Source organism: Streptomyces sp. NPDC048257, from assembly GCF_043201855.1.
Taxonomy (GTDB): domain Bacteria; phylum Actinomycetota; class Actinomycetes; order Streptomycetales; family Streptomycetaceae; genus Streptomyces.
This window is the reverse complement of the sequence record NZ_JBICZI010000002.1, coordinates 271,752-295,256: the sequence shown is the minus strand read 5'-3', so window position 1 is coordinate 295,256 and position 23,505 is coordinate 271,752. Positions and strand designations below refer to the sequence as shown.

Below are 23,505 nucleotides of genomic sequence, written 5' to 3'. Positions count from 1 at the left end.
ACGGCCGGGGGCGAGTGCGGTGGGTCAGTCGCGCAGCACCGGGACGACGTGCTGGCCGTACGCGTCGATCGTGGCCTCCCGGGCGTCGTGCATGGCGTAGACGGCGAACTGGTCGACGCCCAGGTCGCGCAGGGCCCGCAGCTTCTCGATGTGGGCCTCGGCCGGGCCCAGCAGGCAGAAGCGGTCGACGATCTCGTCGGGGACGAAGTCGGCGGACGGGTTCCCGGCCCGCCCGTGGTGGCTGTAGTCGTAGCCCTGGCGGGCCTTGACGTACTCGGTGAGCTCGTCGGGGACCATCGAGGAGTGCTCGCCGTAGCGCGAGACGAGGTCGGCGACGTGGTTGCCGACCATGCCGCCGAACCAGCGGCACTGGTCGCGGGCGTGCACGAGGTCCTCGCTGACGTACGCGGGGGCCGCCACGCAGATGGTGATCTCCGCCGGGTCGCGGCCGGCGGCGACGGCTGCCTCGCGGACCGACTTGACCATCCACTCGGTGAGGTAGGGGTCGGCGAGCTGGAGGATGAACCCGTCGGCCTTCTCCCCCGCCAGGGCCAGGGCCTTCGGCCCGTACGCCGCCATCCACACGGGGAGCTTCCCGTCGCGGACCCACGGCAGGCGGACCGGATTGCCGTCGACCAGGGCCTCGCGGCCCTCGGCGAGGTCCCGGATGACGTCGATGGCCTCGCCGAGCCGGGCCAGGGTGTTGGGCTTGCGCCCGGCGACCCGCATCGCCGAGTCGCCGCGCCCGATCCCGCACACGGTGCGGTTGCCGAACATGTCGTTGAGGGTGGCGAAGGTGGAGGCGGTCACTTCCCAGGTGCGGGTGCCGGGGTTGGTGACCATGGGGCCGATGTGCAGCTTGCGGGTGTGTTCCAGGATCTGGCTGTAGATGACGAACGGCTCCTGCCACAGCACGGCGGAGTCGAAGGTCCAGCCGTAGCGGAAGCCGTTGCGCTCGGCGCGCTTCATGAGGCTGATGACCTGGGAGGCGGGCGGGTCGGTTTGCAGGACGAGGCCGAAGTCCATACGGGCGGCTCCTTGACGCTCTTTACAGGTACTGGCAGGTGGAGCGGGGGATGAAGACCCCGTGGCCGGCCCGTCCGGTGTACTCGCGCTGGTCGATGACGAGTTCGCCGCGCGAGAGCACGGTGTCGACGCGTCCGGTGATCCGCTTGCCCTCGTACGCCGAGTAGTCCACGTTCATGTGGTGCGTCTCGGCGGAGATGACCTGCTCGGCATGCGGATCGTAGAGGACGATGTCGGCGTCGGAGCCCGGCGCGATGGTGCCCTTCTGGGGGTAGAGGCCGAACATCCGGGCCGGGGTCGCGCAGGCGATCTCGATCCAGCGGCGGCGGCTGATGTGCCCGTCCAGGACGGCCTGGTGGAGGAGGTCCATACGGTTCTCCACCCCCGGCAGCCCGTTGGGGATCTTGGAGAAGTCCCCGCGGCCCAGCTCCTTCTGGCCCCGGAAGCAGAACGGGCAGTGGTCGGTGGAGACCACCTGGAGGTCATTGGTCCGCAGCCCCCGCCACAGCGCCGCCTGGTGCTCGCGGGGGCGCAGCGGTGTGGAGCAGACGTATTTGGCGCCCTGGAAGTCGGGCTCCTCCAGGTTGTCGGTGGACAGGAAGAGGTACTGCGGACAGGTTTCGCCGAAGACCGGCAGGCCCTTGTCGCGGGCGGCGGCCAGCTCGGCCACCGCTTCCTCCGCCGAGACGTGTACGACGTAGAGGGGTGCGCCCGCGACCCGCGCCAGCTGGATGGCGCGGTGGGTGGCCTCGGCCTCCAGCAGCACCTTGCGGACCTCGCCGTGGTGGCGGGGGTCGGTCTCCCCGCGGGCGAGGGCCTGTTCGACGAGGACGTCGATCGCGATGCCGTTCTCGGCGTGCATCATGATCAGCCCGCCGTTGGAGGCGCCGCGCTGCATGGCCCGCAGGATCTGCCCGTCGTCGCTGTAGAAGACGCCGGGGTAGGCCATGAACAGCTTGAAGGAGGTGACCCCCTCGCCGACGAGGTGGTCCATCTCCTTGAGCGTTCTCTCGTTGACGTCCGAGAGGATCATGTGGAAGGCGTAGTCGACGGCGCAGTTGCCGTCGGCCTTGGCGTACCAGGTGTCGAGCCCCTCGCGCAGGGAGTGGCCCACGCTCTGCACGGCGAAGTCGACGATGGTGGTGGTGCCGCCCCAGGCGGCGGCTCTGGTTCCGGTCTCGAAGGTGTCGGAGGCGGAGGTGCCTCCGAAGGGGAGTTCCATGTGGGTGTGTGCGTCGACCCCGCCGGGGATGACGTACTTCCCGGTCGCGTCGATCGTACGGTCGGCCGTCCAGGCCCCGGCGGCCGCCGAGCCGTGTGCGGCGAGGGCCGCCACGCGGCCGTCCTCGATCAGGACGTCCGCGTGCACTTCGTCGGCGGCGGTGACGACGAGGCCGCCGCGGATCAGGGTGCGGATGCTCATGTGATCCCCCTACTGGATGCTGCGCAATGCCTGTTCGAGGATCTCGGCGCCCTCTTCCGCCTCGGCGACGGTGAGGGAGAGCGGCGGCGCGATGCGCAGCACGCTCGTGTTGTACCCACCGCCCTTGCCGAGCAGCAGGCCGCCTTCGCGGGCCGCCTCCAGGACGGCGGCGGCCGCGTCCGGGTCGGCCTCGTCGGTGCCCGGCCTGGTGAGTTCCAGGCCGGCCATCAGGCCCCGGCCGCGGACCTCCCGAACGGCGGGCACGGTGGCGGCGATCGCGCGCAGCCGCTCCAGGAGCAGGCCGCCGACGCGGCGGGCGTTGCCCTGGAGGTCGTGTTCCAGCAGGTACGCGAGGTTGGCGACGCCGGCCGCCATGGTGACGGGCGAGCCGCCGAAGGTGGAGATGGAGTTGGAGTCCAGGCAGTTCATCACCTCGGCGCGGGCCACGACCCCGCCGATGGACATGCCGTTGCCGATGCCCTTGGCAAAGGTGAGGATGTCCGGCGGCCCGTTCTGCGCGTGTGCCTGCCAGCCCCAGAAGTTGTCACCGGTCCGGCCCCAGCCGGTCTGCACCTCGTCGCTGATCCACAGGATGCCGTGGCGGTCGAGGACCTCGCGGAAGGCTCCGTAGAGGCCGTCGGGCGGGGAGGTGAACCCGCCGACGCCCTGGATGGGTTCGGCGATGAGGGCGGCCACTCCCCCGCGGGCCTGGCCGAGCACGTCCTCGAGGTCCTCGACGGCGGCGGCGGTGAAGGCCGCGTCGTCCAGGTGGGCCAGGGGGCCGCGGGTGCGGACCGCACCCTGGACGTAGTACGTCTGCAGCGGCGAGAGGCTGGTCGGGGACCAGCCGCGGTTGCCGGTGATCGAGACGGTGGAGAAGGACCGGCCGTGGTAGCTGTTGCGCATCGCCAGGATCTGGTTGGAGCGGCGGTACGTCGTCGCGAGCAGCAGCGCGGTGTCGTTGGCCTCGGTGCCGGAGGTGGTGAAGAAGACCCGGGCGTCGGGGATGCCGGACAGGGCGGCAACCCGCTCGGCCAGCTCGATCATGGGCCGGTTGAGGTACAGGGTGGAGGAGTGGATGATCCGCCCGGCCTGCTCGGACACGGCCTTGGTGACCTCGGGCAGGGCGTGGGCGGTCATCGTGGTGAGGATGCCGCCGAAGAAGTCCAGGTAGCGGTTGCCGTCGGCGTCCCAGACGTGACGGCCCTCGCCGTGGGTGAGCTCGATGGGGTGCTTGTAGTAGAGCGCGAGCCAGTCGGGCAGCACCGTGCGGTGGCGACTGTGGAGCGGGGTCGGGTTGGTCACGGCTGTACGAGTCCTCCGTAGGCGTCGGGACGGCGGTCGCGGTAGAAGGCCCACTGGTCGCGGACCTCCTTGATCAGGTCGAAGTCGAGGTCACGGACGACGAGTTCCTCGTCCTTGTCGCTGGCGACGTCCCCGACGAACTTGCCGCGCGGGTCGACGAAGTAGCTGGTCCCGTAGAAGTCGTTGTCCCCGTACTCCTCCTGGCCCACCCGGTTGATGGCGGCGATGAAGTACTCGTTGGCGACGGCGGAGGCGGGCTGTTCCAGCTGCCAGAGGTGGGCGGAGAGGCCGCGATGGGTGGCGGAGGGGTTGTAGACGAGCTGGGCTCCGGCCAGGCCCAGCTGGCGCCATCCCTCGGGGAAGTGGCGGTCGTAGCAGATGTAGACGCCGATCCGGCCGACGGCGGTGTCGAAGACGGGCCAGCCGAGATTGCCCGGACGGAAGTAGTACTTCTCCCAAAAGCCTTTGACCTGGGGGATGTGATGCTTGCGGTACTTGCCGAGGTAGCTGCCGTCGGCGTCGATGACGGCGGCGGTGTTGTAGTAGAAGCCCTCGGACTCGAGCTCGAAGACCGGTACGACGATCACCATGCCGGTCTCGCGGGCGAGGTCCTGCATACGGCGTACGGTCGGGCCGTCGGGGACGGCCTCGGCCCAGCGGTAGTGCTCGGGCTCCTGCACCTGACAGAAATAGGGGGCGTTGAAGACTTCTTGGAAGCCGATGATCTGCGCGCCCTCGGCGGCTGCCCGGCGGGCGTACTCCTCGTGTTTGGCGATCATCGATTCGGTGTCTCCGGTCCAGGTGGCCTGGACCAGCGCGGCGCGGACGACTTGGGCCATGAGCTGCTCCTCGCGACGGGAACGCCGAGTTCTACGCACGTAGACGGTGTGCGTAGGGAGTAGAACGTAGGCCTCGTCACAGCGTGGGGCAAGACCGCCGTGCGCGGTTGGAGTAGTCGATCACGTTACGTCGCCCCGCGGTCGAATGCGGTCAGGAGACGGGCGCGTTACGCACCGGCGATGCCCGCCACCCTCAGTGCGTGGACCAGATCGCGGTGCCGGGGTCCGGGCAGTGCCCGGGCCGCCCGGAGCAGGCGCGGGGCGAACCACTGCGGGTCGTACCGGGCCAGGTCCGCCGTCTCCTCGGCGGTGCGGACCCGGACGAAGGCGCCGAGCAGGGCGTCGGCCTCGCGGATCCGCCCGGCCCCGCCGAGGGCGAGCGCCGCGTCCGCGACCTCGACCGCGGGGCGGGCGACGCCCTGACGCAGCAGGGCGTCGCAGTCGGCCTCCCGGCCGGCGGCGCCGAGGGCGGCCGCGGCCGCCGCGAGCTGCTCGGGCGGGAGCGAGGCCGCCTCCCACAGCAGGGTGGCCCAGTCGGCCGCGAGCCCGGCCCGGGTCAGTTCGGCGGCGAGGGCCGGCAGGTGCTCGGCGGGACGGGCCGCGGCCTCGCACAACAGGACGTGGGCCTCGCCGCTGCGGCCCTGCGCGCGCAGCGTGAGCAGGGCGGCGGCCACGGCTCCGGGGGCCCCGGCCGGAGCGGGGGGCGCCGGCGGGTGCTGGTCGGTGGAGTCGCCGCCCGGGGCGCTGGGTTCGGGGTCCGGGACGGCGAAGCGGGCCCCGCGCGGCGCGGGGAGAGCGGCGCCGGGACCGGAATCCGGTGTGCCGTCCCCGCCGGGGTGGCCCGGCGGCGGGGTGAAGGCGGGGGCTTCGGGGGCCGCCGAGCCCGCGTACCGGGCGCCTCCGGCGCGCCGCGTACCGCGCAGCCACCGCCCCTCGGCCCGGCCGACCGGCGCCTGACCCGGCGCGGCGGGCTCGGCCACCTCCGCCACCTCCGCCGCCTCTGCCACCGCCGCCCGTTCCTCCCGTTCCTCCCGTTCCTCCCGGGACACCCCGGGCAGCCACTCCGCGGTCTCCGGCCGGGCGGGCCACGGCCCTTCCGGACCCGCCCGCAGGGATCGCAGGCGGGCCGCCAGGTCCTCGTGACGGGCCACGGCGCGGGCCACGTCGTCCTGGGCCCAGGAGAGTTCCCGGGTGAGGGCGTCCGTCTCCGCACGGTCGGTGGCTGCGCCGAGCCGGACCGTCAGGCTTCGCAGGGCCGTCTGCGACTCCGCCCGCTGCCCGTCGGCCGCCGCGAGCAGGGCCCGCAGCTCCTCCTCGCCGCCCGGCAGTCTGTCCCACACGGTGACGGCAGCGGCCCGCAGCCGGGCCGCGTACCCGGTCTCCCGCGCCGCGAACTCCGCGCCCCGCGCCCCGGCCAGATCCCGCAGCAGCGATTCCATCACGTCCCACGGGGGCATCGCCGCCCCGTCGAGGCAGGCCCGCATGCCGTCCGGATCCCGGCGCAGGAACTCCCCGTACCAGCCTGCCCCGGGATCCAGCCTCTGCGTCAACCCCTGTAAATATCCCGAGAGTTGACTGATCGCCAGTGAAGTCGCGGTCTCCATGACCGCATTGGATCCCACCTGTGTTACGGGCGGGCTACGGGAGTCTCAAAGCTTGACGGCGATCGCGGTGTGCGGACGCTTGCCCCGGCGCGCCAGGGTGGCGGGCACGTCCACCACCCAGTACTGCCACGTGTACTTGCGCGACATCAGCTTGCGCACCCGCCGCAGCCCCGCCTCGTCGAGCAGCCGGGCGTCGCCCTCGTACGCCCGCGCCCCTTCCTGGACGCGCCCGCGCACGTCGCAGGCCGCGACGGAGACCCGCCCGTTGTTGCGGATCCGCTTGACCTTCCACGTTTCGGTGCGCGTCCACACGAACAGCTCACCCCCGTCGACCACGGCCCACACCGGGGTCGCCACGGGCGTGCCGTCCTTGCGGAACGTGGTGAGACTGACGTACCGCGCTCTGCCGAGCTCCTCGAGATCCATACCGGCACCCTAGGTGCGCCCCGTGGGCGGTGTCAGGCCGGTAGGGCCTCTCCGTGGCTGACCGTCTCCCAGGCCACGAACAGCTCGTCCGTCGCGGCCGGTCGCGTCTTCTCGACCAGTGCCCGGATGTACGGGAGCTTCGCGCCGGTCCGCGTCTCGTAGCCGTAGCTGTCGTCGTGCGCCCGCCGGGGATTACGGGACAGCCCTTAGGCGGGGACGACGGCGCAGCGTCGCAGTACGTCGTCCAGGGAGAGCCCGAGGGCCTCGGCGAGGGCGGCGACGGTGAAGAAGGCGGGGGTGGGCGCCCGGCCGGTCTCGATCTTGCGCAGGGTCTCGGCGGAGAGTCCGGCGCCGGCCGCGACCTCGACCATGCTGCGGCTGCCGCGGGCCTCGCGCAGCAGGACGCCCAGGCGCTCGCCGCGCTCGCGCTCTTCGGGGGTGAGAGGGGTACGGACCATGCCCTCATCCTACCCCGCACGCCAATAACTATCCCGTTATTGTTATACCGGTATAGTTATTGGCATGGTGAAACTGAAGACGGACCGAGAGATCGACGAGATGCGCGCCGCGGGCCGGGTGGTCGCCCGCGCCCTGGCCGCCGTACGGGAGGCCGCACACGTGGGGGTGGCTCTGCTGGACCTGGACCGGGTGGCCCGCGAGGTGCTGCGCGAGGTCGGGGCGTCCTCCCCCTTCCTGGGCTACCGGCCGAAGTTCGCGCCGGTGCCCTTCCCCGCCGTGGTGTGCATCTCGGTGAACGACGCGATCGTGCACGGCATCCCCGGCGACTACCGGCTGCGGGACGGCGACCTGGTCAGCGCCGACTTCGGGGCGAAGCTCGGCGGCTGGGCCGGGGACGCGGCGGTCAGCTTCACCGTCGGCCGCGCCCGCCCCGCCGACCTCCGGCTGATCGAGACCTCCGAGGCGGCCCTCGCGGCCGGGATCGCCGCCGCCGTGCCCGGCAACAGGATCGGCGACATCGCCCACGCCATCGGCACCACCTGCCGCGCCGCCGGGTACGGCGTTCCCGACGGCTTCGGCGGTCACGGCATCGGCCGCGCCATGCACGAGGACCCGGGCGTACCCAACGAGGGCCCGCCGGGGCACGGTATGAAGCTGCGCCCCGGCATGGTCCTCGCCATCGAGCCGATGGTGATCGCGGGCGGCACGGACGACTACACCTGCGACGAGGACGGCTGGACCCTGCGCACCGTCGACGGCAGCCGCGCCGCCCACTCGGAACACACGGTCGCGATCACCACCGACGGTCCGCGGATCCTCACCGCCCTCTGAGCCCTACGAGCCCTACGGCCTCCCGTGCGGGTGGACCACCATCGCCGAGCCGCCTCCCCGGCGGCTGGTCTCGGCCGCCGCCAGCCAGCGCCCGTCCGGCAGCCGTTGCACGCCGGTCGCCGCGCCGATCTCCGGGTTCTGCCGGAAGCCCTGGCCGATCGCCTCCAGCTCCGCGCGCAGCGGGCTGTTCCACAGGCCCGGTTCCAGCTCGGTGGTGGTCTGGTTGCGCTGGCTGGCCCGCGGCGCGGCGATGGCGTCGACCAGCGGCAGACCCCGGTCCAGGTGCCCGGTCAGGGTCTGGAGCACGGTGGTGATGATGGTCGCGCCGCCCGGAGAGCCCACCGCGAGCACCGGCCGCCCGTGCTCCAGCACGATGGTCGGGGCCATCGAGGAGCGCGGCCGCTTGCCGGGACCGGGCAGGTTCGGGTCCGGGACCCCGGGCGCGGCCGGGGCGAAGGAGAAGTCGGTGAGCTCGTTGTTCAGCAGGAAGCCGCGGCCCGGGACGGTGATCGCGCTGCCGCCGGTGGACTCGATGGTCAGGGTGTAGGAGACCACGTTGCCCCAGCGGTCGGCGGCCGTCAGGTGGGTGGTGTTCTCCCCCTCGTACGGGGTCGGGGCGGCCCGGCCGGTGGTGGCGCAGGGCGCCGGGCTGCGCGGGTCACCTGGGGCGAGCGGGCTGGTCAGCGTACGGTCAGGCGCGATCAGGCAGGCGCGCGCGTCGGCGAAGCGCTGCGAGAGCAGCTCACGCGTCGGCACGTCCACCGCCGCCGGGTCGCCGACCCAGCGGCCCCGGTCGGCGAAGGAGATCCGCGAGGCCTCGATGAAGCGGTGCAGGTACTGCGTCTCGGACAGCTTCGAGAGGTCGGTCCGCTCCAGGATGTTCAGCGCCTCGCCGACGGTGGTGCCGCCCGAGGAGGACGGCGCCATGCTGTAGACGTCCAGGCCGCGGTAGCTCACCCGGGTGGGGTCCTGCCGCTTGGTCGCGTACGCGCGCAGGTCGCCGGTGGTCAGATCGCCGGGGCGGACCTTGCGGGCGGCCGCCGGGTCCACCGGGGGTGTGCGGACGGCGCGGACGATGTCCTCGGCGAGGGGCCCGCGGTAGAGGGCGCCGGTGCCCTTGCGGCCGAGTTCGGCATAGGTGGCGGCCAGATCGGGATTCTTGAAGGTGGAGCCGACCACCGGCAGGGCGCCGCCCGGCAGGAAGAGCTTCGAGGTGTCCGGGAAGTCCTTGAAGCGGTCCTGGTTGAGCTCGGTCTGGGACCGGAAGGTGGCGTCCACCGTGAAGCCGTCGCGGGCCAGCTTCTCGGCGGGTTTCAGCAGTTTGTCCAGCGGGCGGGTGCCCCAGGCGTCGAGGGCGCTCCTCCAGGTGGCGGGGGTGCCGGGCACGCCGACGCTTCGGCCGCTGGTCTGGCCCTCCGCGAAGGGGATGGGCAGGCCGTTCTCCTGGAACAGCCCCTCGGTGGCCGTGGCGGGGGCGGTCTCGCGGCCGTCGATGGTGTGCACCCGGCGCGAGCGCGCGTCGTAGTAGACGAAGTAGCCGCCCCCGCCGATGCCCGCCGAGTAGGGCTCGGTCACCCCGAGCGCGGCGGCGGTGGCGACCGCGGCGTCCACGGCGTTGCCGCCGGAGCGCAGGACGGCGATGCCCACGGCGGAGGCGTCGGCGTCGACGCTGGCGACCGCGCCGCCGTACCCGACGGCGACCGGTACCTTGGCCGGCGGGGCCGCGGTGGTGGGCGGGGCCGCGGCCCCGGTGGAGACGAGTGCGGCGACGAGGGCCAGCAGCGGTAACGTGCGGGCGGCGGGACGGTGCATCCGGACCTCCTGTGGCAGCGTGCGCCGAGCCTAGCCGCCGCCCCGCCGTCCCGTCAGGACGTCGGCCCGGCCGTGCGGTTCACCGGCGCACCTGCCGCTGACCCCGGGCGCGGGATGCCCTAGCATCCCGCGCATGAACGACGACGTGCGCAACATCGTGCTCGGGGTGATAGCCACCGCCCTCAGCGGCGGCTTCGGCTGGTTCACCCGGACCTACAAGTGGCGCCGCGCGCTCCGCCGCAAGCAGACGTTCTTCGGCCTGCCGACCGGCTCCGACTGCCTGTTCGTGGTCAACCGGCAGATGGGCGGCACCGAATCGTCGCTGCACCGAAACGACGCTTTCGCGCTGCTGGAGATATCGGCCCTGATCAAGGACTGCGGCGCGAACGTGCAGATCGTCACCCACGACGGGGCCCGTCAGGGTTTCGGCGCCCGGGCGGAGTTCTGCGTCGGCGGGCCGGTCTCCAACTCCCGGACGACGGCCCACCTGACGTCCATGCTGCCGGGCGTGCGTGTGGACACCTCCAGTGAGCCCGGGCCGGACCGCGGGGCCATCTTCGTCGGCGGGGAGGCGTACTCCTGGCAGCCGGGACTGGTCGAGTACGTCCTGCTGGCGCGGCTGACGACCGAGCAGGGCTCCCGGCCGGTGTTCCTGCTGTCGGGACAGACCGCCAACAGCAACCAGGCGGCGGCCCGGTACCTGGCCAGGCACCACGAAGGGCTGGCCCGCAAGTACGGCAACCGGTCGTTCTGCATCATGCTGAAGGTGATCAACTCGGATGCCTACGGGCCGGACGTGACCGAACTGGTCGCTGACGTCACCGCGGCGGCCCGGACACCCGAACCGGCAGCCGCGTGATCCCGTTGATGAAGTTGGAGACCAGCCGGCGCGGCGGGCCGGCCAGTTCCGGTGCGGGCATGGCCGCGACCCACTCCTCGTAGAGGGTGCGCAGCTGGAGCCGGGCGAAGTGGGCGCCGAGGCAGACGTGCGGGCCGTCCCCGAAGGAGACGTGCGGGTTGGGCGTCCGGGCCAGGTCCAGGCGGCCGGGGTCGGCGAAGACGCGCTGGTCGTGGTTGGCGGAGGCGTGGAAGACGACCACCTTGTCCCCGGCGCGGATCGGCTGCCCGGCCAGCTCGGTGTCGACGGCGGCGGTGCGGCGGAAGCTGAGCACCGGCGGATGGACGCGCAGGAGTTCGTCGACGGCCCGGTCGAGCGGGACGGTGCCGCCGGCGAGCCGGCCGTAGGCATCGGGGTCCCGGGCCAGTGCGAGCAGGCCGCCGGGGGCGGAGCTGCGGACGGTGTCGTTGCCCGCGACGGTGAGCAGGAAGAAGAACATCTCCAGGTCGGCCGGGTCCAGGCCGGCCTCGGCGAGGGCGGTCATCACGTCGTCGCCGGGGTGGGTGCGCTTGTGGGCGGCCAGTTCGCGGGCGTACGCGAACATCTCGCCGAGGAGGGCCGGTGAGCGCGGGTTGAGCGGGGTGCCGTCCGGGCCGAGGACCGGCGCCGGGGCGTCGTCGGGGTCCTGGTACCCGATGATCCGTACGGTCCACTCCAGCAGCAGGGCCCGGTCGGCGGCCGGGACGCCCAGCAGGTCGGTGAGGTTCAGCAGCGCGTATTCGTCGGTGACGGTGCGCACGAGGTCGGCGGCGCCGTCCTCGGCGCCCTCCCGGGCGGCGGCGAGCAGGGCGCGTGCGCGCTCCCGTACCCGCCCGGCAAAGGCGTCGACGCGGACGGGGGTGAAGGCGCGGGAGACCAGCCGCCGCAGCCTGCCGTGGTCCGGAGGGTCCTGGTTGAGCATGGTGCGGCGCAGGAAGGGCAGGTCGGCCGGGTCGGGGTCGCGGATCTGGGTGGCGCCCAGCCAGGAGGAGTACGTCCGGTGGTCGCGCAGGACCCGTAGGACGTCGGCGTGCCGGGTGACCGCCCAGAAGCCGGGGCCGGCGGGCCAGCCCTGGATCTCCGGTTCCGGCTGCCAGGCCACGGGGTGCCGCTCGCGCAGCAGCCGGTAGCGCTCGTGCGGGATACCGGCGGCGTAGATACGGGGGTCGAAGACGTCGGGGACGTCCGCGGCATGATCCATGGGGCCACCGTGACGGGTGCGCGGCCCCGCCCGCAAGAGCGCGGCCGGACCGGGCCGACCGCGCCCGTCAGCCCGTCAGCCCGTCAACGCTTCAGCGCTTCAGCGCGCATTCGGCGGAAGGGAGGGTGGTGTCGGTGCCCTGGAGGATGACGGGGCTGAGGGTGTCCGCCACGGCGGAGACGCCGACGGTGCACACGAGCTGATTGCGGGCCAGTTCCGGCAGGTCGCCCACGGGGAACGGCACGTGGACCGTCATCCCCCGTTCCTGCGCGTACGGGGTCACCGTCACCTGGTCCCCCTTGCCGGCGGGCACCCGGGGCAGCGCCGTGGTGAGCCCGGCCTCCGCGGCCCGGCCGCCCGGGCCGTCCAGCAGCAGGCGGACGAGCGCCGCGGGCGCGACGGTGTAGCCGTCGAACAGGGTGAAGGGGGCCGGGACCAGCCGGTCGCCCTCCTTGGAGAGGAAGTAGAGGACGGTGCTCTGGCCGGCTCCGGGGACCTTGACGGTGGCGGCGTGGCCGCTCTCGATCACCCCGGTGGTCTTGATCCCGCATCCGGCGAGCAGGAGGGAGCAGCACGCCAGCGCCGTGGCGGCCAGGGCCCGGGACCTTGTCCTGCGCCCGGTCATGCCTGGGCCTCCAGCGGCATGTCGAGGGTGAAGACCGCGCCCCCGAAGGGCCCGTTGCCCGCGAGGAGGGTGCCGCCGTGCAGGCGGACGTTCTCCAGCGTGATGGCGAGCCCGAGGCCGCTGCCGGCGGAGCGGGTCCTGGCCGCGTCGGCCTTGAAGAAGCGGTCGAAGATGTGCGGCAGCACCTCGGGGGCGATGCCGGGCCCGCTGTCTGCCACGTCGATCAGCAGCCGTTCGCCGACCTCCCCCGGTGCGGTCCGTACGGTGACGCGTACGGGGGCGCCGCCGTGCCGCAGGGCGTTGCCGACGAGGTTGGCGAGGACCACGTCGAAGCGGCGCGGGTCGAGCCGGGCGCGCACCCCGTCCGGCAGCTCCGTGACGACGCGCTCGTCGACCCAGTGGCGGCGTTCGAGGGTCTTGCGCACGGCTTCGGCGATGTCCACGTCGTCGAGGTTGAGCTCGGCGGCCCGGGCGTCGAAGCGGGAGATCTCCATCAGGTCCTCGACGAGGACGGCCAGTTTGCCCGTCTCGGAGCTGACCAGGCGCAGGGCCTTCGCGGTGTCGGCGTCGAGTCGCTCGGCGTCCTCGTCGAGGACCTCGGTGACGGCGAGCATCCCGGCGAGGGGGGTGCGCAGTTCGTGGGAGACGTCGGAGGCGAAACGGCGGGCCCGGACCTCCGCGTCCCGGAGCTCGCTCACGGACTGTTCCAGGGCGCGGGCGGTCTCGTTGAAGGTGCGGGCGAGTCCGGCGAGTTCGTCGGCGCCGCGGACCTCGATGCGGGTGTCGAGGCGGCCGCGGCCCAGCCGCTGGGCGGCCCGGCGCATGTCGCGGACGGGCCGGAGCACGCTGCGGGCGGCCAGCAGGGCGGGCACGATGGCGATGGCCAGCCCGGGGACCGCGCCCTGCTTGGCGGCATCGACCATGGCCTCGACGGTCTGCTTCTCGGCGGACAGCGGGATGCTGGCGTAGAAGACGACCCCGGTGGATTCGGTGTAGCCGTTGTGCTTGAAGAGGGCGGGGACACCGACCGTGAGCCACGGGTTGCCGCGCGGGTCCTCGACCCGCTGGAAGGCGGTGTAGGGGTTGTTGCGGACCTTGGTGCGCAGACTGTCGGTGATCACGCCGGAGGTGGGCGTGTCCGGGTTGGTGGAGACGCGGATGCCGCCGTACTCGCCGAAGATGATCCACGGGTGCGGTTTGCCGCGCTTGCCGAGTTCGATCACGATGCGCTGGAGCTCCGGCTGGTCCAGGGGCAGGCGCATCTCCTGCTGCTCGATCTGGTCGCGCAGGCTGCTGACGGCGGTGTCCTGGGTCTGCTTGAGGATCGCGTTGCGCGCCTGCTGGTAGGTGAGGGCGGCGGTGGTCACGGCACTGATGGCGGCGACCAGCAGGAAGGCCGCGATCAGCCGGGTGCGCAGGCCGAGTGGCGCTATGCGTCTCACGGCGGCCTACAGGGGACCGAAGCGGTAGCCGAAGCCGCGCACGGTCTGTATGTAGCGGGGGCTCGCGTCGGGGTCCTCGACCTTGTGGCGCAGCCGGCGGACGCAGGCGTCCACGAGCCGGGCGTCGGCGTGGTAGCTGTGGTCCCAGACGTACTCGAGGAGCTGCTGGCGGGAGAAGACCTGCTCGGGCGAGGCCGACAGGTGCAGCAGGAGCTTGATCTCGCTGGGGGCGAGGGGAACGCGCCGGCCGTTCTTTGCGACGCTCAGCCCGGCGCGGTCGATGGTCAGCTCGGCGTGGTGCTCGACCCCGGGGCGGATGCCCACGGGGTCGGTGAGCCGGCGCAGTACGGCTTTGATGCGGGCCTCGATGACCTCGGTGCGGGCGGGCTTGACGATGTAGTCGTCGGCGCCGGCCTCGAGGCCGACGACTATGTCGAAGTCGTCTCCGCGTGCGGTGAGCATGATGATCGGCACCTGACTGGTCTCGCGGATGCGGCGGCAGACCTGGACCCCGTTGACTCCCGGCAGCATCAGGTCGAGCAGGACGAGTTCGGGGCGGAAGGCCGCCATCAGGGCGAGCCCCTCCTCACCGGTCTCGGCGGAGCTCACCTCGTGGCCCCGGCGACGCAGGCCCAGGCCCACGCCCTCCCGGATGGAAGGGTCGTCCTCGATCAGCAGTACGCGTGGCATCCGGACAGTATCCCAAGGTCTTGCGTGGGCTTTGCCTCCCGCTACCGCCCGGTCTTGCGTCGCAGGGAGTCCAGCAGGTCGGTGATCTCCGTCAGGCGCAGCGGCCCGGCAAGGAGTACGACGACCAGCGCGAGGGCCGCGGTTCCCGCCCCGACCGCGGCGAAGTTGCCGAAGGGGTCGGCGGCCCGGGCGGCCGCGTACGCCGCGACGCCCGCCGGGACACAGGCGACCAGCAGTCGCACGTGAGTCCGTACGGCACTCACGCGCCGTTCGGTACGGGTGCCCGCGCGCGGGCCGAGTCTGCGGGTGAGGGTGTACGCGGTGACGGCGGCGCCCGCGAGGAAGGCGACGGAGGAGGCCGCGGCCATGCCCGTGACCGCCCAGCGCGGGGACAGCAGGAAGTAGGCGGCGGCCGACAGCCCGGCGTTGAGCCCGGCGATGACCAGGTTCAGGAAGAAGGGGGTCCGGGTGTCGGAGAGGGCGTAGAAGCCGCGCGAGAGGACGTACTGCGCGGAGAAGGCGATCAGGCCGGGCGCGAAGGCGACGAGCATGCCCGCCATGACGTCGATGTCGGCGGCGCCGGTGCGGCCGTACTCGAAGACGCTGCCCATGACCCAGGGGGCGAGGGCGGCGAAGAGCGCGGCGGCGGGCACGACGAGGGCGGCGCTGGAGCGAAGGGCGTAGGAGATGTCGCGGCGCACGGCGCCGAGGTCGCCGTCGGAGGCGGCCGAGCTCATCCGCGGCATCAGGGCCGTCACGAGGGAGACGGTGATGATGCCCTGCGGGACGATCCACAGCTGGTAGGCGTTGCTGTACGCGGTGTAGCCGGCGCCGCCCGCGAGTCCGGCCTCCACGGCGTGCCGTCCGGTGGTGGTGGAGAGCCGGGTGACGACCCAGTAGGCGATCTGGTTGGTGAGGACGAGCATGACCAGCCAGCCCGCGTTGCGCAGCGGGCGGCCGAGGCCGCTGCCGCGCCAGTCGAAGCGGGGGCGCCAGCGGAAGCGGGCGGCGCGCAGCGACGGGACGAGGGCGAGCGCCTGGATGACGATGCCCACGGTGGTGCCGAGGCCCAGGAGCCGGGTCTCGGCGGCGGTGAGGCCGTCCGTCGCGTCGTGGGAGACGTAGAGGAAGAGCCCGAAGACGGCGATGATCACGAAGTTGTTCAGGACCGGGGTCCACATCATCGCGCCGAATCGGCCGCGGGCGTTCAGCACCTGGCCGAGCAGGGTGAAGAGCCCGTAGAAGAGGATCTGCGGGAGGCAGTACCGGGCGAGGGCCACGGTGGTGCTCGCCTGGGCCCCGTCGTAGCCGGTGTACACCGAGACGATCAGCGGGGCGGCGAGGACCGCGGCGGCGGTGAGGGCCACGAGGGCCGCCGTGCAGGCGGTGAGGAGCCGGTCGGTATAGGCGGATCCGCCGTCCGCGTGCTCCTTGGCGGCCCGGACGAGCTCGGGGACGAAGACGGCGTTGAGCGCGCCGCCGATGAGCAGCATGTAGATGATGTTCGGGACCGTGTTGGCGACGGCGTAGCTGTCGCCGAGCAGTCCGGTGCCCAGCGCGGCGACGACGACGGCGGAGCGGATGAAGCCGGTGGCGCGGGAGACGATCGAACCGGCCGCCATGAGGGCGCCGCTGCGCAGCACCGAGGTCTTGACCGGTGCGGCGGCGCCGGTGTCCGGGGCGGGCGCTCTGGTGCCGCTGTCGGTGTCGGTGGCCGTCACCGGCGGGCCAGGTATGCCTGGAACGCCTTGTAGAGCGCCGTGTTGGCGACTCCGTCCATCGGTTTCTCCCACTCTCCCAGCGTCTCGACGACCTGCCCGCCGGTGCCGAGCTTCCAGCGCAGCAGACCGTACGAACGCGTCGAGGGATCAAGGGTGGAGGGTACCCCGCGCATGTCGTACTCCTCCGCGCCGAGGGCGTGGGCGTCGCACATCATGCGCCACTGCAGGGCGTTGCTGGGGCGTACTTCGCGCCGGTGGTCGGCGGAGGCGCCTGTCTGGTACCAGACCCGCTTCCCGGCGGTGATCATCGTGTGGGCGGCGAGGATCTCCCCTTGGTGGATGCCCAGGTAGAGCCGCATGCGGCCCGGCTCCTCCTCGTTCAGGACCCGGTACTGCTGCTCGTAGTACGCGAGGGAGCGGCCGAGCCGGAAGCCGTCGCGCTCCTCGGTGATGCGCAGCAGCCGGTAGAACTCGGGCAGGTCCTCGAAGGTGCCGATGACCGTCTCCACACCGGCCTTCGTGGCCTTGCGCACGTTGCGCCGCCATTCCTGGTTGAGGCCCGCCCACACGTCGTCGAGGGAGCGGCCGGCCAGCGGTACGCGGAAGACGTGTCGGGGCTGGGCGTCGCCGTCGTCCTCGCCGCCGCACCGCGTCCAGCCGCGGGTGCGCAGCCGGTCGGCGAGGGCGGCGCCGACCGGGTCGACCTCGGTGGCGAGGACGTCGGATATCTGCCGGCCGGGCCCGGAGCCGGACTTGGCGGCGGCCGCGTCCCAGCGGCGGTAGGCGGGGGTGGGGCCGATGCGGACGGCGAAGGCGCCGGAGGAGCGCAGGTGGCGCATGAGCGGGGTCAGCCAGCCGTCTATGTGCGGGTCGGACCAGTCGGCGACGGGGCCCTCGGGGAGGTAGGCGAAGTATTTCCGGGTTCCGGGGAATTGCCGATAGAGAACGAGCCCGGCACCCTGAATCTCTCCGTCCGGATAGTGCCATCCGATCCTTTCCGAACGCCAAAGGTCCTTGACGCGGGCCCAGGACGGGTACTGGAGGAAGCTCGCACCTCCGTGCCGGGAAAGGAACGCCTGGTATTCCGCGACGGACAGGGCGCGCACCCGGAGCTCCCGGTCCTGGTCATGGTCCTGCTGGGCGGGGTTCACGAGCAGTGCACACACGGCTGACGGCCTTCCTGTTCGTCCTGACGGGCTCTCGCAGGACTCTCACAGCCGACCATGACCGCTGTGCGCGGCGATTGTGACCGGACGATGACCGTTTCGCTGCGGTCGACGTCACAACCGAAAGCACGAGCTTTTCCACCGATTGCGGAACCTAAAGTCGACTCGTTCGCATCTCCTTTTGCGAAGGTTCATCACCACTGCTACTCGAAGGGGCCCTTCGTTGAGCCGTATACGCCGCACCGCCATGGCGGGCACCGCACTTCTGGCCGCCGCCGCGCTGAGCGCCTGTTCGGGCGGGGGTGGCGGTGGCGACGGCAAGGACGGGGCCAACGCCGAGCTGAAGCCGAAGCCCGACATGGCGATAGCGGTGAACCTCACGGGCGATCAGGTGAAGGCCGGGGAGCCGGTGAAGGTGACGCTGGCCGAGGGCAAGCTCGCGCTGGTGAAGGTGACGGACGGCAAGGGCGGGGAGCTGCCCGGCCAGATAGCCGCCGACGGCAAGACGTGGACCTCGGAGCGCAACGCCGCGCCGGGCTCGGACTACAAGGTCGAGGCGCAGAACACCGACAGCCAGAGCGCGGCCACCCAGTTCAAGACCGGCGCCGCCGACAAGGTCAACAAGATCAAGATCAACCTGCCCAAGGGCAGCACGGTGGGCGTGGCCATGCCGGTCTCGATCGTCTTCGACAACCCGGTGGCCAACAAGGCCGAGGTGGAGAAGGCGCTGAAGGTCACCACCTCGAACAACACCGAGGGCTCCTGGGGCTGGTTCAAGGACTACTCGGGCAGCGACCGCGTGGACTGGCGGCCCAAGGAGTACTGGAAGTCCGGCACCGAGGTGAAGGTCGACCTGAACCTGAACGGTGTGGACTCCGGCAAGGGCGGCGGGCTCTTCGCCCGTGACTACAACACCGACTTCAAGATCGGCAAGGACCGCCGGATGGAAGTCAGCCTCGACACCAAGAAGATGAAGGTCGACGAGGACGGCGCGACGGTCAGGACGATCCCGATCTCGGCCGGCACTCCCGGCGGCCAGAAGGCCTCCTGGTCCGGGAAGATGGTGCTGATGTCCAAGGAGGGCACCATCCGCATGGACTCCCAGTCGGTGGGCCTGGGCGACGCCTACGACAAGATGGTCGACTACTCGATGCGGCTGACCTGGTCGGGCATGTACGCGCACGCCGCGCCGTGGAACAGCGGCGCCTTCGGCCGCACCAACAGCAGCTCGGGCTGCGTCGGGATGAGCGACGCGGACGCCGCGTCCTTCTACGGCCAGGTGCAGGTCGGCGACCCCTTCGAGGTCGTCGGCTCCGGCTCCAAGGGCAATGCGGACATCGGCAACGGCTACGGCGAGTGGAACCTGTCGTGGGACCAGTGGAAGGCCAAGAGCGCCCTGTCCGGCGCCCCGCAGAACGGCTGACCGGCGGGCCGCACCCGGTCCACCTCAATCGTCCAATCGTTACCAGCGCGTAACTTACTCACGGGTTACCTTCGGTAACCCGCTCCCGTTACCGTCGGGTCACTTTGACAACCCCGGCGTACGCGAGGAGCGATAGATGAGACGCACCACCACCGCCGCGGCCGTGGCGACCCTGCTGGCGGCAACCGCCCTGGGCCTGGCCCCCCACCAGGCCCAGGCGGCTCCCGCCACCACCGCGGCGGCCGCCGCCGACGCCTCGTCGCAGGTGCGCTTCCACGACATCCCCGGCTCCGGCGGCATCACCCTCAAGGGCAACGTCTTCACCCCGGCCGGCGCCCAGAGCGGTGGCAAGTACCCGTTGATCGTGCTGCCCACCAGCTGGGGCATGCCGCAGATCGAATACATCGCCCAGGCCAAGAAGCTCGCCGACTCCGGCTATGTCGTGGTCAGTTACACCTCCCGAGGCTTCTGGCTCTCCGGCGGCAGCATCGAGGTGGCCGGCCCGCCCGACATCGCCGACGTCAGCGCCGTCATCGACTGGGCCCTCGCCAACTCCCCCGCCGACGCGGACCGCATCGGCCTCGGCGGGGTCTCGTACGGGGCCGGCATCAGCCTGCTGGCCTCCGCACACGACCCGCGCGTCAAGGCCGTGGTCGCGATGAGCGGCTGGGCCGACCTCATCGAGTCCATCTACTCCGGCCGCACCCAGCACCTCCAGGCCGCCGGGATGCTCGGCGCCGCCGGCTACCTCACGGGCCGCCCCGGGCCCGAACTCCAGTCGATCCTCGGCGACTTCCTCGGCTCCCGGCTGGACCGGGAACAGCAGATGATCGAGTGGGGCAGGAAGCGTTCGGCCGCCGAGCAGGTGGACCGGATCAATGCCAACGGCGCCGCGATCATGCTCGGCAACGCCTGGGGCGACACCATCTTCCCGCCCAACCAGTACGCGAAGTTCTACGAGCGCCTCACCGGCCCCAAGCGGCTGGAGTTCCGGCCGGGGGACCACGCCACCGCCGAGGGCACCGGCCTGCTGGGGCTGCCCAACGACACCTGGACCAACGCGCACCGCTGGTTCGACCGCTACCTCAAGGGCGAGCGCAACGGCGTCGACACCGAGGCCCCGGTACAGATCAAGTCCCGTAGCAACGACGGGTACGAGGGCTACCCCGACTGGAAGTCGGTCGGCTCCGGGGGCACCGAGAAGCTGGCGCTCTCCGACAGCGAGCACCTCTTCACGGGCGTCGACTCCGGCGCCAACGGCGGCGTCATCTTCCTCTCCAGCATCCTCGACCAGTTCGTGAAGGCGCCGCCGATCGCCTCCGTCCCGCTGCTGCCCCGGGCCTTCGCGGCCGTCTGGCAGTCGGAGCGCCACGACACCGCCCGCCGGGTCCGCGGCACCGTGAAGCTGCACACCACCGTGACGCCCACCAAGGCCGACGGCACCTTCGTCGCGTACCTCTACGACGTGGGCCCGCTCGGCATCGGCAAGCTCGTCAGCAACGCCCCGTACACCTTCCACGGGAAGGCTCCGGGCCAGGCCTTCGGCGTGGACCTGGAGCTGTTCTCGACCGCCTACGACGTCCCCGCGGGCCACCGGCTCGCCCTCGTCGTCGACACCGTCGACCCGCTGTACATCGAGCACAACCCCATCGGTGCGCAGCTGACCTTCTCCTCGCCGCGCACCGACCCCAGCTACGTGTCGGTGCCGCTGCGCGAGCAGTGATCCACGGCTGCTGCCGGGTCCGTACCCGGCAGCGGCCCGCCGGCGCTGCCGGTCAGTGCTTGAGGATCTTGGAGAGGAAGTCCTTGGCCCGGTCGCTCTCGGGGTCGGTGAAGAACTGCTCCGGGGTGCGGTCCTCCAGGATCTGCCCGTCGGCCATGAAGACCACCCGGTTCGCGGCGGAGCGGGCGAAGCCCATCTCGTGGGTGACCACGACCATCGTCATGCCCTCGCGCGCGAGCTGCTGCATGACCTCCAGCACCTCGTTGATCATCTCCGGGTCGAGCGCGGAGGTGGGCTCGTCGAAGAGCAGGGCCTTGGGGTCCATGGCGAGGGCGCGGGCGATGGCCACGCGCTGCTGCTGGCCGCCGGAGAGCTGGGCCGGGAACTTCGCGGCCTGGTCGGCGAGGCCGACCCGGTCCAGGAGTTCGCGGGAGCGCCCGTCCGCCTCGCTCCTCCCCCGCCCGCGGACCTTGACCTGCGCGAGCGAGACGTTGGCGAGGACGGTCTTGTGCGCGAAGAGGTTGAAGGACTGGAAGACCATCCCCACCTCGGCCCGCAGCCGGGCGAGCTCCTTGCCCTCGGCGGCCAGCGGCTCGCCGTCGAGCAGGATCGTGCCCGACTCGATGGTCTCCAGCCGGTTGATCGCCCGGCACAGGGTGGATTTCCCGGATCCGGAGGGGCCGATGACCACCACCACCTCCCCGCGGCCGACGGTGAGGTTGATGTCCCGCAGTACGTGCAGCGCTCCGAAGTGCTTGTTGACGTCGCGCAGCTCGATCAACGGTTCGACGGCCATGTGCTGCCCTGCCCCCTTGGCGGAGTCGGAGTCGGAGTCGGAGTCGGTGTGTCGAGGTGTGTATCGGGTTGTATCGGGTCAGCGCAAACTATCCAGCCGCGGAAGGGCACTTCGCGCGGAGCGGCCCCGACACGCCGGACGTCAGCCCTCGGAGGCCTCCGCGTAGGCCTGGCTGAGCTCGGGAGATCCGGTCATCGCCCAGGACACCCCCGACTCGATCACGTTCAGCTCCCGGCCCGAGACCAGCCGGATCACCGGCTGGCCGTTGGGCCACACCTGCCAGGCCGCCCCCGGGATGGTCCGGATGATCACGGTCCCGAGGTAGAAGCCGGCGTCGTTGCCGAGCCAGGGCACCGCCTCGGGGTCCCGGCGCCAGCGGGGCATCAGCTGGTCCAGGGCCTCCAACGAGGTCTGGCTCTCATCGAGTTCGAGCCCGGCCGCCCGTGCCTGGACGCGCAGCATCTCGCACTCCGAGAACAACTCGGCGACGCCCTCGGGGTCGTCCGCGAGGGCGGCGGCGAGTCCCGCACCCTGTTCCGTTTCGCGTCGGTTCAGCCAGTTGTCCAGGAAAGGGATGTTCATACCGCCCAGCGTCGCACCAGGATCCGCCGCTGGCCACAGGGCGCGCCTGGATCCGTCGGCCCGGATGGCCGCCGCCGGACGGCTGCCGTCAGAGATCCAGGTCCACGACGACGGGCGCGTGGTCGGACGCGCCCTTGCCCTTGCGCTCCTCGCGGTCGACGTAGGAGTCGGTGACGGCCTTGGTGAAGGGCTCGTTCCCGTAGACCAGGTCGATGCGCATGCCCTTGTTCTTGGGGAAGGCCAGCATCCGGTAGTCCCAGAAGGTGTACGGACGGTCGTACTTCAGCGCGCGCGGGAACACGTCCGAGAGGCCGGCGGACCGCAGCGCCTCCAGGGCGGCCCGCTCGGCGGGGGTGACATGGGTGAGGCCCGCGAAGACGGCCGGGTCGTAGACGTCCTCGTCGGTCGGGGCCACGTTGAAGTCGCCGAGCACCGCGAAGGGGCGCGGGCCGGCCGCGTCCTCGGCGATGGCCGCGGCCAGGGAGCGGAACCAGTTCAGCTTGTAGCCGTAGTGGTCGTGCTCGACCTCACGGCCGTTGGGCACGTACACCGACCAGACCCGCACGCCGCCGCAGGTGGCGGAGATCGCGCGGGGCTCCTGGACGCCCTCGTAGTCGGGACCGTCGGGCAGCCCGAGGACCACGTCCTCCAGGCCGACCTTGGAGAGCAGGGCCACGCCGTTCCAGCGGCCGGTGGCGTTGACCGCCGCTTCGTAGCCCAGCTCGCGCAGCTCGGCGTGCGGGAACTGCTCCGCCGAGCACTTGGTCTCCTGGATGCACAGGACGTCCGTGCCGGAGCTCTCCAGCCAGGCCAGCAGGCGCGGCAGCCGGGCGGTGATGGAGTTGACGTTGTAGGTGGCGATACGCATACGTGCCAACCTACCGCCCGGCACCGACAGTCACAGTTCGGCGGAGTCCCCGGCGGTGAGTCGCCCGTGATCGGTGCCGCCCAGGGCGTCCAGGGCGAAGTCGTAGATCGGCCGGGCGATGTCGGAGAGGTAGGCGTCGTGGATGTCGAGGGCCCGGCGCGGCTTGACCTCGCGCAGGTAGTCGATCACCTCGGAGACCTTGTTCCAGGGGGCGTGCACCGGGACCATCAGGGTCTCCACGGGGACCCCGGGCACGGTCAGCGCGTCCCCGGGGTGGAAGAGGGAACCGTCCACGAGGTACCCGACGTTCGTGACCCGCGGCATGTCCGGGTGGATCACCGCGTGCAGCTCGCCGTGCACCTGGACCTCGAACCCGGCCGCGGTGAAGGCGTCACCGTGGCCCACGGTGTGCACCCGGCCCGGATAGGCGGGGGCGAGCTTCTCGGCGACGCTGCGCAGGGTCCACAGCTCGACGGCGGGATCGGCGTCGAGGGCGGCCCGCAGCCGGCCCTCCTCGAAGTGGTCGGGGTGCTCGTGCGTGACCAGCAGGGCGTCCGCCCCCAGCCCCGCGTCCGGTTCGCTGAAGGCGCCCGGGTCGATGACGAGCGTGCGCCCGTCCTTCTCCAACTGGACGCAGGAATGCAGCCGCTTGGTGAGCTTCATGAT

The 23,505-nt window shown here is 71.8% G+C and carries 22 protein-coding genes; 4 read left to right on the top strand and 18 right to left on the bottom strand.

All coding sequences use genetic code 11. From position 1 onward, the window contains the following. Positions 1–24: 24 nt before the first annotated feature. The 7 genes from ACGFZK_RS05340 to ACGFZK_RS05310 all read right to left on the bottom strand — a co-directional run bounded on the left by ACGFZK_RS05340 (position 25) and on the right by ACGFZK_RS05310 (position 7,081). Complete coding sequence (locus tag ACGFZK_RS05340) at positions 25–1,026, bottom strand: TIGR03842 family LLM class F420-dependent oxidoreductase (RefSeq protein WP_393847496.1); 1,002 nt, start codon at positions 1,024–1,026, stop codon at positions 25–27. Positions 1,027–1,048: 22 nt separating this feature from the next. After that, positions 1,049–2,449 carry a dihydropyrimidinase gene (gene hydA / locus ACGFZK_RS05335; protein ID WP_393847495.1) on the bottom strand — a complete coding sequence of 467 codons (1,401 nt, stop codon included), beginning with the start codon at positions 2,447–2,449 and terminating at the stop codon, positions 1,049–1,051. 9 nt (positions 2,450–2,458) lie between these two features. Further along, on the bottom strand, positions 2,459–3,754 hold the full coding sequence (locus tag ACGFZK_RS05330; protein WP_393847494.1) for an aspartate aminotransferase family protein: 1,296 nt from the start codon (positions 3,752–3,754) through the stop codon (positions 2,459–2,461). Further along, on the bottom strand, positions 3,751–4,593 hold the full coding sequence (locus ACGFZK_RS05325; protein WP_393847493.1) for a nitrilase-related carbon-nitrogen hydrolase: 843 nt from the start codon (positions 4,591–4,593) through the stop codon (positions 3,751–3,753). Before ACGFZK_RS05325 ends, ACGFZK_RS05330 begins: the two co-directional genes overlap by 4 nt. Positions 4,594–4,760: 167 nt before the next feature. Then, the gene (locus tag ACGFZK_RS05320; RefSeq protein WP_393847492.1) at positions 4,761–6,197 is read right to left on the bottom strand and encodes a hypothetical protein; all 1,437 of its coding nucleotides are present in this window, start codon (positions 6,195–6,197) and stop codon (positions 4,761–4,763) included. Between the two features lie 45 nt (positions 6,198–6,242). After that, a complete protein-coding gene (locus tag ACGFZK_RS05315) occupies positions 6,243–6,623 on the bottom strand; it encodes a PPOX class F420-dependent oxidoreductase (protein WP_393847491.1) in 381 nt (126 codons plus the stop codon). A 206-nt stretch (positions 6,624–6,829) separates the two neighbouring features. Then, positions 6,830–7,081, bottom strand: coding sequence for a helix-turn-helix domain-containing protein (locus tag ACGFZK_RS05310; RefSeq protein ID WP_393847490.1), 252 nt, complete (start codon positions 7,079–7,081; stop codon positions 6,830–6,832). A gap of 64 nt (positions 7,082–7,145) precedes the next feature. Here ACGFZK_RS05310 and map point away from each other — a divergent pair, with 64 nt between their 5' ends. Next, the gene (map, locus tag ACGFZK_RS05305) at positions 7,146–7,913 is read left to right on the top strand and encodes a type I methionyl aminopeptidase (RefSeq protein ID WP_393847489.1); all 768 of its coding nucleotides are present in this window, start codon (positions 7,146–7,148) and stop codon (positions 7,911–7,913) included. Between the two features lie 12 nt (positions 7,914–7,925). Here map and ggt read toward each other — a convergent pair whose 3' ends face one another. After that, positions 7,926–9,725, bottom strand: coding sequence for a gamma-glutamyltransferase (gene ggt / locus ACGFZK_RS05300; RefSeq protein ID WP_393847488.1), 1,800 nt, complete (start codon positions 9,723–9,725; stop codon positions 7,926–7,928). A 133-nt stretch (positions 9,726–9,858) separates the two neighbouring features. Here ggt and ACGFZK_RS05295 point away from each other — a divergent pair, with 133 nt between their 5' ends. Beyond that, a complete protein-coding gene (locus tag ACGFZK_RS05295; protein ID WP_393847487.1) occupies positions 9,859–10,584 on the top strand; it encodes a hypothetical protein in 726 nt (241 codons plus the stop codon). On the opposite strand, the gene ACGFZK_RS05290 is transcribed toward ACGFZK_RS05295, so the two are convergent. The 6 genes from ACGFZK_RS05290 to ACGFZK_RS05265 form a co-directional block, all read right to left on the bottom strand. Then, a complete protein-coding gene (locus tag ACGFZK_RS05290; protein WP_393847486.1) occupies positions 10,544–11,803 on the bottom strand; it encodes a cytochrome P450 in 1,260 nt (419 codons plus the stop codon). The two genes, ACGFZK_RS05295 and ACGFZK_RS05290, sit on opposite strands and share 41 nt — an antisense overlap. Before the next feature lie 91 nt (positions 11,804–11,894). Further along, complete coding sequence (locus tag ACGFZK_RS05285; RefSeq protein WP_393847485.1) at positions 11,895–12,428, bottom strand: hypothetical protein; 534 nt, start codon at positions 12,426–12,428, stop codon at positions 11,895–11,897. Beyond that, positions 12,425–13,870 (bottom strand): ATP-binding protein, encoded by a 1,446-nt coding sequence (locus tag ACGFZK_RS05280; RefSeq protein ID WP_393847484.1) that lies wholly within the window; start codon positions 13,868–13,870, stop codon positions 12,425–12,427. The genes ACGFZK_RS05285 and ACGFZK_RS05280 overlap by 4 nt, the downstream gene beginning before the upstream one ends. Positions 13,871–13,876: 6 nt before the next feature. Then, positions 13,877–14,560: a response regulator gene (locus ACGFZK_RS05275; RefSeq protein WP_393847483.1), complete on the bottom strand. Its 684-nt coding sequence runs from the start codon at positions 14,558–14,560 to the stop codon at positions 13,877–13,879. Positions 14,561–14,601: 41 nt separating this feature from the next. After that, on the bottom strand, positions 14,602–16,281 hold the full coding sequence (gene murJ, locus ACGFZK_RS05270; RefSeq protein ID WP_393847482.1) for a murein biosynthesis integral membrane protein MurJ: 1,680 nt from the start codon (positions 16,279–16,281) through the stop codon (positions 14,602–14,604). After that, a complete protein-coding gene (locus tag ACGFZK_RS05265) occupies positions 16,278–17,447 on the bottom strand; it encodes a lipid II:glycine glycyltransferase FemX (protein WP_393847481.1) in 1,170 nt (389 codons plus the stop codon). Before ACGFZK_RS05265 ends, murJ begins: the two co-directional genes overlap by 4 nt. 247 nt (positions 17,448–17,694) lie before the next feature. On the opposite strand from ACGFZK_RS05265, the gene ACGFZK_RS05260 reads away from it, so the two are divergent. Both ACGFZK_RS05260 and ACGFZK_RS05255 read left to right on the top strand, forming a co-directional pair. Then, positions 17,695–18,870, top strand: a complete 1,176-nt coding sequence (locus ACGFZK_RS05260; RefSeq protein ID WP_393847862.1) for an Ig-like domain-containing protein — start codon at positions 17,695–17,697, stop codon at positions 18,868–18,870. 136 nt (positions 18,871–19,006) lie between these two features. Next, a complete protein-coding gene (locus ACGFZK_RS05255; RefSeq protein ID WP_393847480.1) occupies positions 19,007–20,593 on the top strand; it encodes a CocE/NonD family hydrolase in 1,587 nt (528 codons plus the stop codon). Between the two features lie 52 nt (positions 20,594–20,645). Here ACGFZK_RS05255 and ACGFZK_RS05250 read toward each other — a convergent pair whose 3' ends face one another. The 4 genes from ACGFZK_RS05250 to ACGFZK_RS05235 all read right to left on the bottom strand — a co-directional run bounded on the left by ACGFZK_RS05250 (position 20,646) and on the right by ACGFZK_RS05235 (position 23,502). Next, positions 20,646–21,389 carry an amino acid ABC transporter ATP-binding protein gene (locus ACGFZK_RS05250; RefSeq protein WP_393847479.1) on the bottom strand — a complete coding sequence of 248 codons (744 nt, stop codon included), beginning with the start codon at positions 21,387–21,389 and terminating at the stop codon, positions 20,646–20,648. A gap of 141 nt (positions 21,390–21,530) precedes the next feature. Further along, entirely contained in the window at positions 21,531–21,971 is a 441-nt protein-coding gene (locus ACGFZK_RS05245; protein WP_393847478.1) for a DUF6278 family protein, read from the bottom strand. 88 nt (positions 21,972–22,059) lie between these two features. Then, positions 22,060–22,839 (bottom strand): exodeoxyribonuclease III, encoded by a 780-nt coding sequence (locus tag ACGFZK_RS05240; protein ID WP_393847477.1) that lies wholly within the window; start codon positions 22,837–22,839, stop codon positions 22,060–22,062. Positions 22,840–22,869: 30 nt separating this feature from the next. Next, entirely contained in the window at positions 22,870–23,502 is a 633-nt protein-coding gene (locus ACGFZK_RS05235; RefSeq protein WP_393847476.1) for an MBL fold metallo-hydrolase, read from the bottom strand. Positions 23,503–23,505 lie beyond the last annotated feature (3 nt).

Coding starts and splice junctions, on each gene's coding strand:
- ACGFZK_RS05240 (WP_393847477.1), bottom strand. CDS start 22,839: ATGCGTATCGCCACCTACAACGTCAACTCCATCACCGCCCGGCTGCCG.
- ACGFZK_RS05250 (WP_393847479.1), bottom strand. CDS start 21,389: ATGGCCGTCGAACCGTTGATCGAGCTGCGCGACGTCAACAAGCACTTC.
- ACGFZK_RS05275 (WP_393847483.1), bottom strand. CDS start 14,560: ATGCCACGCGTACTGCTGATCGAGGACGACCCTTCCATCCGGGAGGGC.
- ACGFZK_RS05320 (WP_393847492.1), bottom strand. CDS start 6,197: ATGGAGACCGCGACTTCACTGGCGATCAGTCAACTCTCGGGATATTTA.
- ACGFZK_RS05315 (WP_393847491.1), bottom strand. CDS start 6,623: ATGGATCTCGAGGAGCTCGGCAGAGCGCGGTACGTCAGTCTCACCACG.
- ACGFZK_RS05295 (WP_393847487.1), top strand. CDS start 9,859: ATGAACGACGACGTGCGCAACATCGTGCTCGGGGTGATAGCCACCGCC.
- hydA (WP_393847495.1), bottom strand. CDS start 2,449: ATGAGCATCCGCACCCTGATCCGCGGCGGCCTCGTCGTCACCGCCGCC.
- ACGFZK_RS05260 (WP_393847862.1), top strand. CDS start 17,695: ATGGCGGGCACCGCACTTCTGGCCGCCGCCGCGCTGAGCGCCTGTTCG.
- ACGFZK_RS05245 (WP_393847478.1), bottom strand. CDS start 21,971: ATGAACATCCCTTTCCTGGACAACTGGCTGAACCGACGCGAAACGGAA.
- ACGFZK_RS05255 (WP_393847480.1), top strand. CDS start 19,007: ATGAGACGCACCACCACCGCCGCGGCCGTGGCGACCCTGCTGGCGGCA.
- map (WP_393847489.1), top strand. CDS start 7,146: ATGGTGAAACTGAAGACGGACCGAGAGATCGACGAGATGCGCGCCGCG.
- ACGFZK_RS05290 (WP_393847486.1), bottom strand. CDS start 11,803: ATGGATCATGCCGCGGACGTCCCCGACGTCTTCGACCCCCGTATCTAC.
- ggt (WP_393847488.1), bottom strand. CDS start 9,725: ATGCACCGTCCCGCCGCCCGCACGTTACCGCTGCTGGCCCTCGTCGCC.
- ACGFZK_RS05340 (WP_393847496.1), bottom strand. CDS start 1,026: ATGGACTTCGGCCTCGTCCTGCAAACCGACCCGCCCGCCTCCCAGGTC.
- ACGFZK_RS05325 (WP_393847493.1), bottom strand. CDS start 4,593: ATGGCCCAAGTCGTCCGCGCCGCGCTGGTCCAGGCCACCTGGACCGGA.
- ACGFZK_RS05310 (WP_393847490.1), bottom strand. CDS start 7,081: ATGGTCCGTACCCCTCTCACCCCCGAAGAGCGCGAGCGCGGCGAGCGC.
- ACGFZK_RS05285 (WP_393847485.1), bottom strand. CDS start 12,428: ATGACCGGGCGCAGGACAAGGTCCCGGGCCCTGGCCGCCACGGCGCTG.
- ACGFZK_RS05235 (WP_393847476.1), bottom strand. CDS start 23,502: ATGAAGCTCACCAAGCGGCTGCATTCCTGCGTCCAGTTGGAGAAGGAC.